Source organism: Virgibacillus sp. W0430, assembly GCF_051846935.1.
GTDB lineage: Bacteria > Bacillota > Bacilli > Bacillales > Amphibacillaceae > JBPYCR01.
The window spans coordinates 66,843-84,251 of sequence record NZ_JBPYCS010000006.1 but is presented as its reverse complement, the minus strand read 5'-3'; the positions used below and the strand labels follow the sequence as shown (position 1 = coordinate 84,251).

Annotated in this window: 14 protein-coding genes; 12 read left to right on the top strand and 2 right to left on the bottom strand. The window is 38.0% G+C overall.

The features are described from left to right. Positions 1-47 precede the first annotated feature (47 nt). The 3 genes from ACLIBH_RS05055 to ACLIBH_RS05045 all read left to right on the top strand — a co-directional run bounded on the left by ACLIBH_RS05055 (position 48) and on the right by ACLIBH_RS05045 (position 3,526). Positions 48-866, top strand: coding sequence for a purine-nucleoside phosphorylase (locus ACLIBH_RS05055; RefSeq protein ID WP_439315606.1), 819 nt, complete (start codon positions 48-50; stop codon positions 864-866). 96 nt (positions 867-962) lie between these two features. Further along, positions 963-2,189, top strand: coding sequence for a NupC/NupG family nucleoside CNT transporter (locus ACLIBH_RS05050; RefSeq protein WP_439315605.1), 1,227 nt, complete (start codon positions 963-965; stop codon positions 2,187-2,189). A 125-nt stretch (positions 2,190-2,314) separates the two neighbouring features. Next, on the top strand, positions 2,315-3,526 hold the full coding sequence (locus ACLIBH_RS05045; RefSeq protein WP_439315604.1) for a CynX/NimT family MFS transporter: 1,212 nt from the start codon (positions 2,315-2,317) through the stop codon (positions 3,524-3,526). Positions 3,527-3,642: 116 nt separating this feature from the next. Here the strand turns inward: ACLIBH_RS05045 and ACLIBH_RS05040 are convergent, their stop codons facing one another. Next, the gene (locus tag ACLIBH_RS05040) at positions 3,643-4,197 is read right to left on the bottom strand and encodes a DJ-1/PfpI family protein (protein ID WP_439315603.1); all 555 of its coding nucleotides are present in this window, start codon (positions 4,195-4,197) and stop codon (positions 3,643-3,645) included. Between the two features lie 274 nt (positions 4,198-4,471). On the opposite strand from ACLIBH_RS05040, the gene ACLIBH_RS05035 reads away from it, so the two are divergent. From ACLIBH_RS05035 to ACLIBH_RS05015, 5 genes are all read left to right on the top strand, one after another. Next, positions 4,472-5,329, top strand: a complete 858-nt coding sequence (locus tag ACLIBH_RS05035) for a transporter substrate-binding domain-containing protein (protein WP_439315602.1) — start codon at positions 4,472-4,474, stop codon at positions 5,327-5,329. Positions 5,330-5,421: 92 nt separating this feature from the next. Next, positions 5,422-6,063 (top strand): amino acid ABC transporter permease, encoded by a 642-nt coding sequence (locus tag ACLIBH_RS05030; protein WP_439315601.1) that lies wholly within the window; start codon positions 5,422-5,424, stop codon positions 6,061-6,063. Beyond that, positions 6,063-6,785, top strand: coding sequence for an amino acid ABC transporter ATP-binding protein (locus ACLIBH_RS05025; protein ID WP_439315600.1), 723 nt, complete (start codon positions 6,063-6,065; stop codon positions 6,783-6,785). Before ACLIBH_RS05030 ends, ACLIBH_RS05025 begins: the two co-directional genes overlap by 1 nt. A gap of 329 nt (positions 6,786-7,114) precedes the next feature. After that, the gene (locus tag ACLIBH_RS05020) at positions 7,115-7,321 is read left to right on the top strand and encodes a transposase (RefSeq protein WP_439315599.1); all 207 of its coding nucleotides are present in this window, start codon (positions 7,115-7,117) and stop codon (positions 7,319-7,321) included. A gap of 299 nt (positions 7,322-7,620) precedes the next feature. Continuing rightward, the gene (locus tag ACLIBH_RS05015; RefSeq protein ID WP_439315598.1) at positions 7,621-9,117 is read left to right on the top strand and encodes an amidase; all 1,497 of its coding nucleotides are present in this window, start codon (positions 7,621-7,623) and stop codon (positions 9,115-9,117) included. Positions 9,118-9,994: 877 nt separating this feature from the next. Here the strand turns inward: ACLIBH_RS05015 and ACLIBH_RS05010 are convergent. Further along, a complete protein-coding gene (locus ACLIBH_RS05010; protein WP_439315597.1) occupies positions 9,995-10,852 on the bottom strand; it encodes a YihY/virulence factor BrkB family protein in 858 nt (285 codons plus the stop codon). A 489-nt stretch (positions 10,853-11,341) separates the two neighbouring features. Between ACLIBH_RS05010 and ACLIBH_RS05005 the strand changes: the two genes are divergently transcribed. Genes ACLIBH_RS05005 through guaA form a run of 4 tightly spaced genes read left to right on the top strand, consistent with a single transcriptional unit; the run spans position 11,342 to position 17,288 of the window. After that, positions 11,342-12,304, top strand: a complete 963-nt coding sequence (locus ACLIBH_RS05005; protein WP_439315596.1) for an AAA family ATPase — start codon at positions 11,342-11,344, stop codon at positions 12,302-12,304. Continuing rightward, positions 12,304-13,548, top strand: coding sequence for a DUF58 domain-containing protein (locus ACLIBH_RS05000; RefSeq protein ID WP_439315595.1), 1,245 nt, complete (start codon positions 12,304-12,306; stop codon positions 13,546-13,548). Before ACLIBH_RS05005 ends, ACLIBH_RS05000 begins: the two co-directional genes overlap by 1 nt. After that, positions 13,541-15,706, top strand: a complete 2,166-nt coding sequence (locus ACLIBH_RS04995) for a transglutaminaseTgpA domain-containing protein (protein WP_439315594.1) — start codon at positions 13,541-13,543, stop codon at positions 15,704-15,706. The genes ACLIBH_RS05000 and ACLIBH_RS04995 overlap by 8 nt, the downstream gene beginning before the upstream one ends. A 52-nt stretch (positions 15,707-15,758) precedes the next feature. Continuing rightward, positions 15,759-17,288 carry a glutamine-hydrolyzing GMP synthase gene (gene guaA / locus ACLIBH_RS04990; RefSeq protein WP_439315593.1) on the top strand — a complete coding sequence of 510 codons (1,530 nt, stop codon included), beginning with the start codon at positions 15,759-15,761 and terminating at the stop codon, positions 17,286-17,288. The last annotated feature ends 121 nt before the right edge of the window (positions 17,289-17,409 follow it).

Sequence of the window (17,409 nt, the reverse complement as noted above, 5' to 3'; positions counted from 1 at the left end):
TTTAACGTTATTATATAGACTGGTCTACTATAAAAGGAGGAGTAATCATGCATAAAACTGAAGAAATAGTATCGGCGAAAAATTACATTATGGAAAAGACAAATCATGTTCCTGAGATTGGAATTATTTTAGGATCAGGATTAGGCAGCTTGGCAGATGAATTAGAAGAGGCTGTCGTGATTCCATATGAGGAAATTCCTTATTTTTCAAAATCAGATGCAGTAGGACATGCCAATGAATTAGTTTTAGGAAAGCTTGAAAACAAAACAGTAGTAGCTATGAAAGGGCGCTATCATTATTATGAAGGTTACACTTTAGATGAAGTAACGTTTCCAGTTCGAGTAATGAAGGCGCTTGGTGTGCAAAACCTTATCATTACAAACGCATGTGGTGCTGTAAATACAGAATTTAATCCTGGTGAACTTATGTTAATTACAGATCATATCAATCTAGTTGGAACAAATCCATTAATAGGTAAAAATAATGATGAACTAGGCACTCGATTTCCAGATGTATCTGAAGTGTATAGTAAAAAACTGAGAGGCGTTGCGAAAAACGTTGCAGAAGAAAATGGAATCACGCTCCGAGAAGGGGTGTATGGCTGGTGGAGTGGCCCGATTTATGAAACACCTGCAGAGATCCGCATGATTCGGACACTCGGGTGCGATGCAATTGGTATGTCGACCGTTCCTGAAGCTACGGTAGCAATTCACGGTGGCCTAAATGTACTAGGTATTTCATGCTTAACAAATATGGCGTGTGGAATCTTAGATGAGCCTTTAAGTCATGAAGACGTTATCGCAGTTGCGGCAAAGTCAAAGAAATCGTTCACGCATTTAGTGAAGAACGTCATCAAATCTATATAAGCTACTTTTAATTTGTGTAGAGTTTCGCTTTTAATGATTAAAGGTGAAACTCTTCACGAAAAATACAAATAATAAGACGCGCAAAGGGGTGTACGAATGAATATTTTATGGGGATTATTTGGTTGTAGTGTTATTATTTTAATTTCATTTTTACTTTCAGAAAAGAAAAAGCAGATTAATATTCAGACAGTTGCGATCGGGTTTGTTTTACAGGTTATATTTGGATATATTGTATTAAAATGGCAAGTAGGAAAGAATATTTTAGAGTTTGTATCAAATGCTATTACAGATATTATTGGATTTGGGCATGCTGGATTAGCTTTTGTATTTGGTCCTTTAGCAGATCGAGGCGGAGATGTAGCTGTTTGGGGAGTTAATGTCTTAGGTATGATCATATTTTTAACTGTTCTAATCGCTATATTATATCATTATGGAATTATGCAGTTTTTTGTTCGATATATCGGTGGATTTATTTCTAAAGTGATGAAAACATCCTATTCTGAATCTGCAGCGGCAGCAGCTAACATTTTTGTTGGAAATACGCAAGCGCCTTTGGTTGTAAAGCCGTATATTGCAAACATGACGCGTTCTCAATTGTTTTCTGTTATGGTTGGTGGATTAGCTTCTGTTTCAGGAGCTGTAATGATCGGACTAGCTACTATGGGAATTCCAATGGAATATTTGTTATCTGCAGCAGTGATGTCGGCACCAGCGGGGATTATGATCGCAAAATTTATGATTCCGGAAACGGAAGCAATCAATGAGAACGAGTGGAAGGAAGTTGTCAATTCATTAGGTGAAAATACGGAGAGAACAAATATTGTCGATGTTATTTTCGTAAGTTCAAGGGAAGGCTTGCAATTTGCTATTAATGTAGGCTTAATGTTGATGGCATTCATTGGCTTAATGGCGTTAATTAACGGTATTCTTGGTTGGGGTGGATCCCTCATCGGTTTGGATAATTTATCTTTAGAGTTAGTTTTTGGGTATGTTTTTGCACCAGTTGCATTGATAATCGGAATTCCTTGGGATGAAGCGTTAGTTGCGGGTAACTTTCTTGCTCAAAAGTTTTTATTAAATGAATTTGTTGCCTTTGGTTCGTTATCTACATCGTTAGATCAGGTTTCAGAAAGAACGTTGGCTATATTAACTTTTGCATTAAGTGGATTTGCTAACTTCGGTGCTGCCGGAAGTATTGTTGGTATGTTATCTAACATCGTTCCAGAGCGTAAAATCGAAATTCAAAAGTTAATGTTCAAAGCATTAATTGCAGCTACATTCGCTAATCTATTAAATGGTGCTATCGTTACAATGTTTTTATAAAAACAGGACAAACGATATGATGCAAAAATGAACTACAATGAGCTGGAACCAATCCTTTTTCAAAATAATAAACGTTTCTGTTATGAATGAAAATACAGAGGCATTTTATAAAAGGGAGTTTTTATTTGTTAGAACATCATGAAAGAGACAATCATATTAAACTTTATTATCGTATGCTCATTATTGGAATAATATTTGTAGCAATCAACTTACGCCCATCTATTACTTCCATTGGTCCTTTAATAGGAATGATTCGTGAAGATATGGGTATCTCTAACACGACGGTTGGTTTACTAACCACATTACCTTTAATTGTTTTTGCGTTTATGTCCATCTTTGCTGTAAAGATTGGGAATAAATATTCAAATGAACGAGCATTAATTTTAGGATTAGGGATAGTTGTTTGTGGAATTGTAATTCGCTCGACATCGTTCGTGATTTTGCTTATAGCGGGAACATTATTAGTCGGGATAGGGATAGCGATCTGTAATGTATTACTACCTAGTGCAATTAAGGAAAAATTCCCGAATAAGGTTGGGTTAATGACCAGTTTATATTCTACAGCGATGGGTGTATTTGCTGCTATTGCTTCTGGTTTGAGCATTCCATTAGCGGTTGGCTGGAATCTAGGGTGGGAAATATCCTTACTCGTTTGGGCAGTACCAGCTCTATTTGGAATGATTTTATGGATTTATATATATTCATTGAAAAACAAGGTAGATCGTGAAGAAACTGTCCAATTAAGTTCGAGTGGTTCAAACATTAATCTTTGGCGTTCTTCTTTAGCATGGCAAGTTGCATGTTTCCTTGGATTACAATCTTTTTTGTTTTATGTAACAATATCATGGCTACCTGAAATACTTCATCATTCTGGTATAAGTCTTGGAGCGGCAGGCTGGTTATTAGCAATTGCTCAGTTACTAGGATTGCCTGCTAGTTTTTTTGCACCTATGATAGCAGGGAAATATAAATCGCAATCAATAATCGTATGTATAACCGGATCGTTTGGTGTATTGGGTTATCTCGGATTAATTGTAAGCAAGTCACTTGTACTCACTTACATTAGTACACTGTTTATAGGTGTTACGCTAGGTGGTGGGTTTGCTTTGGCGTTAGCGTTTTTAGGCTTTCGTACGCAAAATGCTAAAGAAGCAGCTGCTTTATCCGGTATGGCTCAAACTGTCGGCTATTTATTAGCTGCAATAGGACCAATCTTAATTGGCTTTTTACATGACTTTACAAATGATTGGACGGTTCCTTTACTAATATTACTTGTTGTTTCTTTATTAGCAATATACTTTGGAATGAAGTCGGGAAGAAATAAATTTGTGTTATAGGACGTTTTTTATATTTCTTTACGTATAAAAATCTGTAAACATTTAAAGGTTATAGGAAATTCCGATCCTTTAAATGCTTACAGATTTCATTATTTATAATTTATGTTTTTTGTAAATTACGATTCCTCGAGTAAATTAATAAATTCCTTCATTACAGCAGGCAAGTCTGGCCAAGCGTGACCGGAAACAAGGTTACGATCTACATGCAAATGCGCTTCAATATATGTACAACCTGCTGCCTCTACTTCGGGCTTACAGGCAATATATGCCGTTATTGCTCGATTCTTTAAGTGCTCTTTTACTGTTGTTAGAACAAGACTACCGTGACAAACTGCTGCAACTGGCTTATCCTGTTCAAAAAAATGGCTTACAATTTTAGGAACGTGCTCATTTAATCGAATATGTTCAGGTGCTCGGCCACCTGGAATAATTAACCCTTCGTATTCCTCAGGATTTATATCGGCAAATGCAATTTGAGCGTCTATTAAATAACCTGGTTTTTCTGTATACGTTTCCCAATCTGTAAAGTCATGAACAACCGTATGAATTTTTTTAACTGTTGAAGCAGCGATCGTAGTGTCATAGCCTTCTTCCAAACATCGGTAATACGGGTAATAAATTTCTAAGGACTCAACTGCATCTCCGATAAGAATTAAAACCTTTTTAGACATGTGCTTCACTCCTTTTCATTGTTATGTACTCTATTAAACAAAAAGAGAAAAAATCCTTCTTTCATGTGGCAGATTTTATAAGGAAGGATTGGGTGGGTAATAAGGATTATGTAAAAAGAAATTATTATTTATATATACGGTTTAATAATGCTTAGGAACTAGCTTTCTGTAAATAGTTGTAATCTATTAATAATAGTTTTTTATGTAAATATTCTTTTTTTTAATTCTATTTATGGTATAATCGTATATCACAAATATTTTTAGGGGGTAAATCATGAATAAGAAACTCATTATTACTTTTCTGCTAGGATTGCTACTACTGTTTGTAGCAGCATGCGGATCATCAGATGATGGTGATACGGAAGAAGCGGACAATGCAAACGATGAAACAGAAGAGGCTGCTGACGATACTGAATCTACTGATGGCACAGATGAAAGCGGTGACAAAGAGGTATATACGGTTGCAACTGATAATGCCTACGTTCCGTTTGAATACCTGGATGAAGAGTCCGGTGAGTTAGTTGGATTTGACATTGATTTAATTACTGCACTTGCAGAAGAAGCAGGAATTGAAATTGAAATTGAAACTTTGGAATTCTCGGGTATTGTTGCTGGGCTAGGGTCTGGCAAGTTTGATATTGGGATTGCGGGAATGACGATTACTGAAGAAAGAAAAGAGAGTATCGATTTCACGCAGCCATACTATGAGGCAGGGTTGATTCTTGCTGTAAATGAAGAGAATGTAGATGAAATTAAGTCGATAGATGATGTTGATGGTAAAGTAGTCGCAACTCGTGTAGGTTCCACAAGTGAAGAATACTTAAAAGAAAATACCGATGCAAAACCAGAAGCATTTCCTGAAATTGTAGAAGCGTATCAAAACGTTTTAGCAGGACGAGCAGATGCCGTTTTATATGATTTGCCAAACGTTCAGTACTATTCTGAAAAAGAAGCTGGCGGTAAACTCATTACAGTTGGAGAGAAGTTAACTGGTGAAGATTACGGTATAGGGTTCCCGAAAGGCTCTGAAATTCGCGACAAAATCGATGAGGCTTTAACTACCCTTAAAGAAAATGGAACGTACGATGACATTTATGAAAAATGGTTTGGTGATCGTCCAGAGGGCACATAATAAGCACTCTAAATTGAAAAGCATTATATAGCAAAAGCGTGATCCTCGTGTCACGCTTTTCTATCTTAATATATGTATGAGGTGAGTCATTTATGGATCATATTATCGGCGTACTCCCCTATTTATGGAAAGGGATACAACTAACATTTATTATTACAATAGTAGGTGTTGCAATTGGGTTTGTTATCGGTGCATTTACCGGTATGGGGCGATTATCCAAAAACAAGTTTATTTTTGGGTTATCTACCGTTTACGTTGAAATTATAAGAGGAACGCCAATTCTTGTACAAATACTATTTATATACTTCGGGTTGGCTGATTTAATTGGTATTAATTTGGATAAAATTACAGCATCAATTATTGCTATTGCACTAAATGCAGGCGCATACATTGCCGAGATTGTACGGGGTGGTATTCAATCAATTGATAAAGGACAGACGGAAGCAGGTCGTTCAATTGGTTTAAATGCTGCACAAACGATGCGTTACATTATTTGGCCTCAAGCTTTTAAGCGAATGATCCCTCCTTTAGGAAATCAATTCATCATTAGTTTGAAAGATACTTCCTTATTCTCAGCTATTGCTGTGAACGAGCTATTATATCAAGGTAAGTATTATGCATCTTCCACATTCATCTATTTTGAACCATACTTAATGGTAGGTGTTTTTTACTTGGCCATTACCATTCCATCCATGTTAATTTTACGTAGAGTTGAACGGAGGTTGGATGTTTAGTGATTAAGGTAACAGATTTACACAAATCGTTCGGTGAGAATGAAGTATTAAAAGGAATAACAAATACAATTAACGAAAAGGAAGTTGTTTGTGTTATCGGTGCTTCCGGGTCTGGAAAAAGTACGTTTTTACGTTGTTTAAATTTACTTGAAGATGTTACTTCTGGGAGTATCGAAATTGATGGGGTAGATTTAACGGATCCAAAAACAAATATTAATGAGCTGCGAAGCCAGGTTGGTATGGTATTCCAGCACTTTAATTTATTTCCGCATATGACTGTTTTAGATAATGTTGTTCTTGGACCAATGAAAGTGAAGAAAGTTTCAAGAGCAGAAGCGGAAAAGACGGCGAAAAGCTTACTTGAAAAAGTTGGCTTAGCGGATAAGGTGAATGCCTATCCAGGAAGCTTATCCGGGGGTCAAAAGCAGCGTGTAGCCATTTCGCGCGCGCTAGCGATGAATCCAAAGGTGATGTTATTCGATGAGCCAACATCTGCACTTGACCCAGAATTGGTCGGAGAAGTATTAAGTGTCATGAAAGAACTAGCACAAGAAGGAATGACAATGGTTGTTGTGACACATGAAATGGGATTTGCGCGTGAGGTTGGCGACCGTGTCATATTTATAGATGAAGGTGTAATTCGTGAAGAGGGTGAACCAAATGAATTGTTTAGTAATCCGAAAAGCGAGCGCTTGAAATCATTTTTAGGTAAAATATTATAAGCATCGATTACTAAACGAATAAACGAAGCAATGTGTTGATCTCTATAAATAATTATAAAAAACGCACTTATCTGCTGCTCGCAGGTAAGAAACATCTTTTGAGTGGAAAATGGAAGCTTATTATAAACCGTTTAATTCCTAAAGTGAATAGAAATGAAACCGCACGAGAGAAGTAGTCATCTTCGTGCGGTTTTTAGGTTGTAGAATAAAGGACGTTGGTGAAGAAAAATCACAATACTTTTTTTGGTAGGAAAAAATGTGAAGGAAGTTGTGTAAATGATGGAACGCACAAAGTAAAGGCCTATAAATATGTCGATGGAAAGTAAACTATGCCCCTACATAGTGCGAAAATAGTGGAATTAAAAAATGCAGACAATACGATCTTCCATAAGAATAGCTTCATTTATTCGTATAACAATGGGCGAAATGAAGGGCTCAACAACAAAATTAAAGTACTTAATAGATTCGCTTATGGATGCAGAAGTTTCTTGAATTATAGAATCGAATCATGCTTTATTCCAAGCGAAACCCTGTAGAAACAAAATACAATACAAAACATATCTTTAAGCTGACTGAAACGAAAGTCGACGGACTCCTGCGGTAATAGCACAATTCCGAAGATCACTGTAGCAACTCGGGTAGAGGAGCTACAGATTTAGTAGGTATTCCTCGACTTAAAATACATCACTAACGTCGTTTGACAAAGAACCGGTTTTTACGTGTAATGTGCTGTACACTTATAGTAATAGCTGTATACGTTGGGATTGCACGACTAGGAGCGTTACACTTAAATGGAAGTCTATTTTTATTCAATAATGAAAAGGGGATTGTATTTATGAACGTACATGAATATGTCAATTTAGATGCTACAGAAATGGCAGCATTGATCGCCAAAAAAGAAATAACTCCGGCTGAGTTATTGCAGGCTAGCTTTGAGCAATTAGAAAATGTAAATAAAGATTTGAATGGAATTGCACATCATCGAAAAGAAAAGGTGATGAAAGAAGCAAAGCATGGGAAGTATGGACGGGGGCCATTTACGGGGGTGCCTGTTTTAATGAAGGATATTTCCCAGGCAATAGCTGGAGAGCGGCTTACAGGCGGGGCGAAATTACTTAAACAGATTGTTGCCGAACAGGATGCTCATTTTACGAAAAAGTTTCGAGAAGCAGGTTTTTTGTTTATGGGGCATTCGAGTACACCTGAATTTGCATTAAAAAACATTACAGAACCTCAATTGCATGGTGCTGCACGTAACCCATGGAACAAGGAGTTTTCCCCTGGTGGATCAAGTGGTGGATCGGCAGCAATGATTGCTGCAGGAGTAGTGCCATTAGCAGGTGCAAGTGATGGGGGAGGGTCAATTCGAATACCAGCATCGTTTACGAGCTTATTCGGATTAAAACCAACACGGGGACGAACACCTGTAGGGCCAGGTGCGGGACGAGCATGGCAAGGTGCAGCAATTGATTTTGTGTTAAGTAGGACGGTAAGAGATAGTGCCGCAATGCTTGACGTTTTACAAGTGAATCAACCAGAAGCGGCTTTTCAAGCTCCTATGTTTACAGGAAGTTATAAAGAGATAATGAAGCAACCATTTTCAAAACCGTTAAACATTGCTTTTACTACTAAATCTCCAGTAGGTACTCCAGTTTCAGAAGATGCGAAGCAAACGGTTGAAAAAACAGTTAAATGGCTTGAAGATCAAGGGCACAGTGTTGATGAAAAAGACAATGGTGTTGATGGAATACAGCTAATGAAGGACTATTTTATTATGAATAGCGGCGAAATGGCTACAGTGATTAAGCAGCTAGAAGGTGGGCTTGGTCGGAAGCTTACGGCTGACGATGTAGAAGTCGAAACGTGGATGTTAAATGTAGCTGGGAATTCCGTATCGGCAGTTGAGTTTTCGGAAAGCTTATCCTCTTGGGATGTTGCAGCAGCTCATATGGCAAAGCTACATGAAACATACGATTTTTATATTACTCCTGCCACCGCCTTCACAGCACCACGTGTAGGTGAGCTCACTTTCTCTAAGGAGAAGCAAGCGGAGTTAAAAACTTCCATTCAAGAAGCGAGTAAAGAAGCGCAGCAACAACTTATTTATGACATGTTTTTACCGAGTCTGACATATACACCATTTACGCAACTTGCCAACTTAACCGGGCAGCCAGCAATGAGTTTACCAGTTCATGTTGCAGGTAATGGGTTGCCGATTGGTGTTCAAGTAATTGCACAAAAAGGAAGAGAAGACCAGCTGCTGAAACTCGCTTATGAGCTCGAGCAAACGGATTTATGGGTAGGTATGGATGGAAATCCGTACTTTTTGTAAATTGAATCCATACTTACGTGCAATGCAGTTGTAGGAAAGATCGGGACTGGGGCATAATTCAAAGGCACAACCCAAAAAAACGAACAATGTGCTGATTCGCTTTGGGCATATAGGGAATTATGCTAGGAAACGGTCGTTCTCTGCAAGCTCCTTAGCTCGAGGATGTATAATGAGCCACGCGCATATAGAAAGTGCCGTACCGACATAAGTTGGCTCTTTGTCAAATGACGTTGGTGATGTGTTTTAAGTAGAGGAATACCTACTAATGAAGTAGAACGAAAACAAGCTTGTACTCTGATTTCGCTGACTTGCACTACAGCCGACAGGCTTTCCGCGTACACGGCCTCCGCTTCTGTAGCTCCTCTACTCGAGTCGATACAGTGATCTTCGGAATTGTGCCATTTTCGCAGGAGTCCGACGACTTTTCGTTCCAGTCAGTAGTGGTCATTATTGCACACACGTCAATGCTGTATAGTATGCGTAAAATGTTTGTGGGGGAACAGATGCACGAATCTAACTAGATAATATGTGATCAATTTTACTTCGAACGATATACACATGAATAACACCGTTGATTTTCACTGCAGGTGGATGCTTTCCGCGGGCACGGCTTCAGCCTCCTCTGCGGTCGCTAGGAATCAATACTAAAATTAACGAATACAAAGAGCGGTTTTTTAACTTCTTAAAATAACACCCACAAATACTTGACTCAATCTGCTGTATAGTTTGCATTGACGTGTGTTTCTTTATATAGTATTTTGTTCTACAGGTTTTCGCTTGAAATAAAGCATGATTCCATTCTTATAATTGGTAAAGTATCTGTACCCTTAAGTGAATCGACAAGTGATTTAGCTCCTGGATATGGTTTTCACGACTTTTATTTGTTTATGCTCGTTTTATTTATCGCTTTGGCTGGGGTTGCCCTTTGCTTATTTCGATGGTAAATAACATTAATTTCTGCACCGATCATTAGGATTAATCCAGTTAAATAAAACCAGATCATTAAAATAATGATACCGCCCATGCTTCCATAAGTTGCTGAGTAATTGCCAAAATTGCTCACATAAAAAGAAAAAACGAATGAGATAATTAGCCATAGGGAGCTTGCAATGAATGCACCAGGAACTATATGGCTGAATGGGATTTTTTTGTTAGGTGCGAAATGATATAATCCGAGCAAAATTAAACTAATTACCAAAATACTAAGTACCCATCTGAATACTTGCAAGAATACGAGCATTGCAGAACTAATCCCAATCCACGATTCCACAAAATGGATAATGACATTTCCTAGTACGGGCAATAAAAGAGATACGATAATTGCTACAATCATTCCAACGGTCAAACCGATGGCAAGGAGTCGAACCTTAATAAACGATCTTTCTTCCTCTACTTCATATGCCTCATTAATTGCTTTAATAAAAGCATTAATACCATTTGAAGTGGCCCATAGTGCACCAATAATCCCAAATGTTAGTAACCCGCCGCGTGGTTGGATAATGGTTCCAATATTTTCTGAAAATATAGTAGAAAGCCCACTTGGCAGCATTTCATTTATTATAGAGAAAATTTTGGATGGATCCATGTTTAAATAGGGAATGATCGTAAAACAAACGATTAGTAACGGAACAACCGAGAGCAAGTAATAATAGGCTTGCGCAGCTGCAAGTATCGTAAGATTATCCTTTTTAAATTCAGCTTTAAGTGCTTTTGCGTAATCGAATAGTACGTGCACAATGATGCCTCCCTTTTAAAAATGTATCTAGAAGACTCTATACCCTTTTTTAAAAAAGTTACGCAAAAATGCTCTAAATTAACTTTTTCCCTTTAATGTGAGAAGCGTAATTTTATATTTTGACGGAGAAGGAATGAAAGTTGACATCTCGTTAACAACGACAAATTTTAATATATGTAAAGAAGCTGAGTGCATTCATACGAATGAATGCCAAAGTACAAGCAGCGGACTGTGTTTTAGCTAATCCGAAAACACGATCCCATCCCCTGCAAAAAGCGATACAATCGCATAGCTGCGAATCTCACGACTATGCCAATTTTTAAAAAACCTAATCATCACTACTAGCACCACACTAAAGGGTGTTTTTTAAGTTCTTAATAGCCATTTAAAATCTTGCCTTAATCTATTTTTAAATAGAGGTTGGATAATAGCGGATGCTTTTAGTATAGTAAATATAGAAGCATTAGGAAGTTATTGTAGGAGGTTATTATGGAAAATCAGCCGTACTCGAATAGCGAAAAAATTAAAAAGGTACTTGAAAATATAAATCACGTAATTATTGGAAAAAAAGAGGTTATTACATTAAGTCTAGTAGCACTATTAGCGCGCGGTCATGTCTTGCTAGAGGATGTCCCTGGAGTGGGGAAAACGATACTCGTACGAGCGCTTGCAAAATCACTTGATTGTACTTTTAAGAGGATTCAGTTTACCCCAGATTTATTGCCCTCCGATGTCACTGGGGTATCCATTTTTCACCCGAAAAAATTGGAGTTTGAGTTTCGCAATGGGCCTATTTTTGGAAACATTATTTTAGCTGATGAAATTAACCGCACGTCTCCCAAAACCCAATCTGCTTTATTAGAAGGTATGGAAGAACGCAGTGTTACTGTAGATGGGACAACAATGACTTTAAACCATCCTTTTTTTGTAATGGCTACCCAAAATCCAATTGAGTATGATGGAACATACGTCTTGCCAGAAGCGCAATTGGATCGCTTTCTCTTTAAATTAAAAATGGGCTATCCTGAATTTATGGAAGAAATGATGCTTTTAAACGGAACTTCAGGAGAAGAGAAGCTTCAGAGTCTTTCTCCTGTATTAACTAAGGAAGAATTGCTAACAATTCAAGAAGATATAAAAACAGTGTATATTGCAGAAAATGTTAAGCGCTATATTATTACACTAGCAACAGCAACTCGCCAGCATGACCATATTGCATTAGGTGTTAGCCCTAGAGGATCTATTGCATTAATGGAAGCAACAAAAGCATATGCGTATATTTCTGGTCGTGACTATGTTTTGCCAGATGACGTTAAGTATTTAGCTCCGTATGTGTTTGCACACAGAATTCGTTTAACAGCGGAAAGTAACTACGAAGGAATAACGAATGAAGAAGTAATCTCAACCATTATAGAAAGTAGTGAAATTCCAATTCGAAAGGAAGCCTTTTAATGAAAGAGAAGTACGGAGCGTTTATCCGGTTTCTTTGTATCGGTTTCCTTTTTATTATCTTGTTTGCGTACGCTATGTTTCAAGGGGGATTCGTTAGCTGGTTTTTGTTCTTTAGCTTTCTACCAATAGGCATTTATCTTGTCGGCCTATATTTTTATCCGCTAGCAAAATGGGGTGTGTCACGGGAGCTATCTCGCTCGGTTGTTCAAGCAGGCGATCGTATAGCGGTGACAATACGCATCCGCCGTAACATACCATTCCCACTGGCGTATTGCGTAGTCGAGGATCTATTACCAAAAGAGCTAAGAACTGGTCTAAACAAAAGAGAACGAGTACAGAAAGTTGAAACAGCAACAGAAAGACAACTATTATTTCCATGGTTTCGCAACAATATAGCTCACACGTATTACATAGAGGCAATTCCACGAGGGGATCATCATTTAAAAGCAATTCGTATCCAAGTTGGCGATTTATTTGGCTTATTTAAAAAAGAGCATATTTTTTTAGAGGATCACGTTTTTGCATGTTATCCACGAAAACGAGTAGTTCGTTGGGAAAGGGGAAGTAAGAAACAGGAAAAAGCGGCTGCACACTCTATATTTGCGTTCAACCAATCGAATATTGCAATGAGCAGTAGAGAATATCTCCCCGGCGACAGTCTTTCTTTAGTTGATTGGAAGCAAACGGCACGCAATAATAAATTAATGACTCGAGAGCTTGAGCGGGAAGGCAAAAAAAGTACGCAAATTATGTTGGATGCTACTTCCAGTAAAAACATGAACTTGAATGCGTTTGAGGCAGCCATTGAAATAGCCTTTGCGTGGACGGCTAACAGGAAGTGGCAAAATGATCACGTAACATTCACGACAGTTGGTAAAAAAATAACATCATTTCAATTATCTAAATCAGGGAGTGAACAAACAAAGGTCGTGCATCATTTGACGGCCTTACAGCCAACTGAACGACTACACTCGCTTTCTTTGAATACAACACACTTACAGAACAATCAAACATCTGAATTAATTATCATTACGACATACTTGGAAAATCGCTTTACAGAACAAGTGGTGCGACTAAGTAAACAGGATTATCCAACAGTACTTGTTTATATTGACTTCAAAATGAACCGATCCGATAAAGAAAAAGAGCTAATATCGACACTTCGTAGCAAAAAAATCGATGTTTTTATTGTTACAGAAAGACAGTGGAGAAGTAAAGTAATTGAGGTGAAGGCTCGTGCGTAGAAGGAATTCAACCCCATTTTTATATCCATACTTCGTTTATATGTGCGGGCTTTTTTTATTTCTAGAATGGCTTTATCCGTTAGAAGCGGTAACAGATACGGGTAATAGTGCGGTTTTTATCATATTTGCTGTCTTTTGCTTCCTTATATCTTTATTCCAGATTAATTGGTGGATCGTACTTTTGTTAAAAGGTATAGGCTTGCTCTTTATCGTTCATGCTTTGTATATACAAGATTCTTTTTTTAGCTTTATTTGGCTAAAGGACGTTTGGATGGAAGTTGTTTTGAACACAGATGCGATATGGACACAGCAGTGGTATCGAATTACAGATATGTTTCGCAGTGTTTTACTGCTCAGTTTAATATGGTTAATGAGCTATTTAATATACTACTGGTTTGTTGAAGCGAAACGAATATTTTTATTTATCGTACTTACATTTAGTTATATTACGATATTAGATACGTTTACAAACTATGAAGCCGATTTAGCAATCATCCGGACGTTTGTATTGGCATTTATAGCTCTAGGTGTAACAAATGTTGTTAAAAAGGCGGAGCAGGAAGCATTGCAATTCAGTTGGATTAAGCATTTTCCCGCTTGGATTATCCCACTTGCTGTTGTAGTCGGATGTTCAACGATGATTGGTTTTATCGCACCTAAAGTAGGACCACAGTGGCCGGATCCAGTTCCTTTTATTAAAAAAGTAGGTGTAGTGGAAGACGATGGAACTGACTTTAGTCGAAAGAAAGTAGGCTATGGTGAAGATGATTCCCAACTAGGTGGTTCCTTTGAACAAGATTTCACCCCGGTCTTTCATGCAGTAGCGGACGAAAAGCACTATTGGCGGATCGAAACAAAAGATGTCTATACTGGAAAAGGGTGGGAACAGGCTGAAGGAAAAACGATCAGTTCACAGCATCCTTTCGATATTAGCTTACGTACATTTACCGATCGTGTACCTACTGAACAAGCACAAGCAATGATCGAGCTTCAAGCAGCTAGCAAAATTAATAAATTAGTTTATCCGTATGGCATACGAGAAGTTCAAGCAGAATCTATAGGCCAACTGCTGTTACATACGCAAACGGAAGCATTTCAAATAGAAAAAGACGGACAACCAGCACGTGTGGATAAATACGAAATAAAATATGAAAAGCCACAGTTTTCCATTAATCAATTAAAAGATGCAAGCAATCAAGACCCAGTGGAAATCAGTGATCGGTTCACGCAATTACCGGATACACTGCCCGACCGCATTGCTACCTTAGCTCAAGAAATTACTGCAGAAAAAACAAATCGCTATGAAAAGGTCACAGCTATTGAACAGTATTTTAATCGAAATGGCTTTATCTATCAGACTGAAAACATACCAATTCCACGTGAAGAAGACTATGTAGATCAGTTTTTATTTGATACGAAACGCGGCTATTGCGACAATTACTCTACTTCAATGGTCGTTATGCTTCGTACATTGGATATACCTGCAAGGTGGGTGAAAGGATTTACAGGTGGAGATAAAATAGGCGAAGTGGAATATGAAGATGAGCAAAAGGTGCTAAATTGGTATGAAATTACAAATGCGAATGCACACTCTTGGGTAGAAGTATACTTTCCGCTAATTGGATGGGTACCATTTGAACCGACACAAGGGTTTAACAACTTAACTGATTTTTATACCGAATCGGAGTCATCGGAAGATCAGACAGAAGTTGAGTCATCCGAGCCCGAACTTCCTGCTGACGAGCCGATTGAAACGAGTGAAAAAGAAAAGTCGCTGCAAAATGAGCGAACGGTTGGCTGGGGTTATCTTTTAGTCGTTAGTTTAATGATCATTTTTACCTTTCTAATTGCTTATCGGACACGATTTCGATGGCAAACAAAATTAATTTTTAAAGAATTAGTACATACTAACAAAGATTCCACATATGAAAAAGCGTACCTCTATTTATTGAAAGTATTGCAAAAAAAAGTTGCTACAAAGCGTCCTAATCAGACGTTAAGGGAGTATGCAATGGAAATAGATGAAAAAATTGGCACAGGTGAAATGGAATTTTTAACAAATTGTTATGAACAAATCCTGTATAATGATAAACTAAAGAACATGGATAGCGAAACATTTATTCATACGTGGCAGCGATTTATGAAACGGATCGTCTAATGAATATAATTTTCCGCTTGCAAATTCAGTCAAAAGGTAAGGGGTAGATAAGATGAATGAGATGGTAGTTGTATTGGATTTTGGCAGTTCGTATAATCAGTTGTTGGCTAGAAAAATTAGGGAGCTAGGCGTATACAGTGAACTCCACTCCCATAAGCTGACAGCAGCAGAAATTAAGCAGATGAATCCAAAGGCCATTATTCTTTCTGGCGGACCACATCAAATTGGCGATGAAAATAACTTCCGTTGTGATGAAGAAATATTTTCATTAGGAATTCCAGTTCTAGGCATATGTTACGGAATGCAATTAATGACAATTCATTTTGGTGGAGAAATAGAACAAATTGGTGCAAGAACACACGAGAAGGAAATGATAAAAGTTCATGATAATTCAGGCCTTTTTGCTGGATTACCAAATGAACAAACTGTTTGGATGAGTCGTGGCGAAGCTGTAAAAAAAGTGCCAGAATCGTTTTCAGTTGACGCTGCAAGTGAAGAAACGCCTGTTGCCGCTATTAGCAATAAGTCTAACAACCTATATGGCGTTCAGTTTCACCCGGAAGTTGCAGAAACAGAACAAGGCATGGAAGTACTAAAACAGTTTCTATTCAAGATTAGTGACTGCCACGGCGATTGGACTATTGAGCAATTTATGGAATCCGAAATAAGCAAAATTAAACAACAGGTTGGTAACGAAAAAGTTTTATGTGCATTAAGTGGAGGCGTTGATTCATCTGTCGTTGCAGCACTCATACATAAAGCAATAGGAAACCAATTAACGTGTATCTTTGTGGATCACGGACTATTGCGAAAAAATGAAGCAAATCAAGTAATGAAGTCGCTTGCGGATGATTTCTCTATGAATGTTATTAAAGTAGACGCGCAGGAACGATTTTTGTCCAAGCTGAAAAATGTAGAAGATCCAGAGAAAAAGCGTAAAATTATCGGTAAAGAATTTATCGAAGTTTTTGATGATGAAGCAAATAAACTAACAGATGTTAAATACTTAGCACAAGGTACGGTTTATAGCGATGTAATTGAAAGTGGTACAGATACAGGCAAAGTAGTAAAGTCTCATCATAATGTTGGCGGCCTACCAAAAGAAATGCAATTTCAATTGATTGAGCCGATCCGCATGCTGTTCAAGGACGAAGTACGAAAGCTCGGTACAGCGCTTGGCTTACCAGATCAAATTGTTTGGCGTCAGCCGTTTCCAGGCCCAGGCTTAGGTATACGTGTACTTGGCGAAGTGACGGAGGATAAGTTATCAATCGTTCGTGAAGCAGATGCGATTTTACGAGAAGAAATAGCAAATGCCGGTTTAGATCGTGATATTTGGCAATACTTTGCTATCCTGCCAAACATCCGCAGTGTCGGTGTAGCAGAGCATGCACGCACATATGATTACACAGTAGGATTACGTGCTGTTCATTCCGTAGACGGAATGACATCGGACTGGGCGCGTATACCGTGGGACGTACTAGAGAAAGTATCCTCGCGAATTGTATCTGAGGTGGATCACGTCAACCGTGTCGTGTATGACATTACGAGCAAGCCGCCTGCTACGATTGAGTGGGAATGAGAACATTTGTTCGGTAATACGGATGATCAGCGCAGATATTGACGCTAAGCTATTCGCGGCATCACGATATAAAATAATACGAGAAAACGCGCAACTATAAAAAGTATTTTTATGAGCGCCT

Coding starts and splice junctions, on each gene's coding strand:
- ACLIBH_RS05055 (WP_439315606.1), top strand. CDS start 48: ATGCATAAAACTGAAGAAATAGTATCGGCGAAAAATTACATTATGGAA.
- ACLIBH_RS05050 (WP_439315605.1), top strand. CDS start 963: ATGAATATTTTATGGGGATTATTTGGTTGTAGTGTTATTATTTTAATT.
- ACLIBH_RS05040 (WP_439315603.1), bottom strand. CDS start 4,197: ATGTCTAAAAAGGTTTTAATTCTTATCGGAGATGCAGTTGAGTCCTTA.
- ACLIBH_RS05035 (WP_439315602.1), top strand. CDS start 4,472: ATGAATAAGAAACTCATTATTACTTTTCTGCTAGGATTGCTACTACTG.
- ACLIBH_RS05030 (WP_439315601.1), top strand. CDS start 5,422: ATGGATCATATTATCGGCGTACTCCCCTATTTATGGAAAGGGATACAA.
- ACLIBH_RS05020 (WP_439315599.1), top strand. CDS start 7,115: ATGCCCCTACATAGTGCGAAAATAGTGGAATTAAAAAATGCAGACAAT.
- ACLIBH_RS05015 (WP_439315598.1), top strand. CDS start 7,621: ATGAACGTACATGAATATGTCAATTTAGATGCTACAGAAATGGCAGCA.
- ACLIBH_RS05005 (WP_439315596.1), top strand. CDS start 11,342: ATGGAAAATCAGCCGTACTCGAATAGCGAAAAAATTAAAAAGGTACTT.
- ACLIBH_RS05000 (WP_439315595.1), top strand. CDS start 12,304: ATGAAAGAGAAGTACGGAGCGTTTATCCGGTTTCTTTGTATCGGTTTC.
- guaA (WP_439315593.1), top strand. CDS start 15,759: ATGAATGAGATGGTAGTTGTATTGGATTTTGGCAGTTCGTATAATCAG.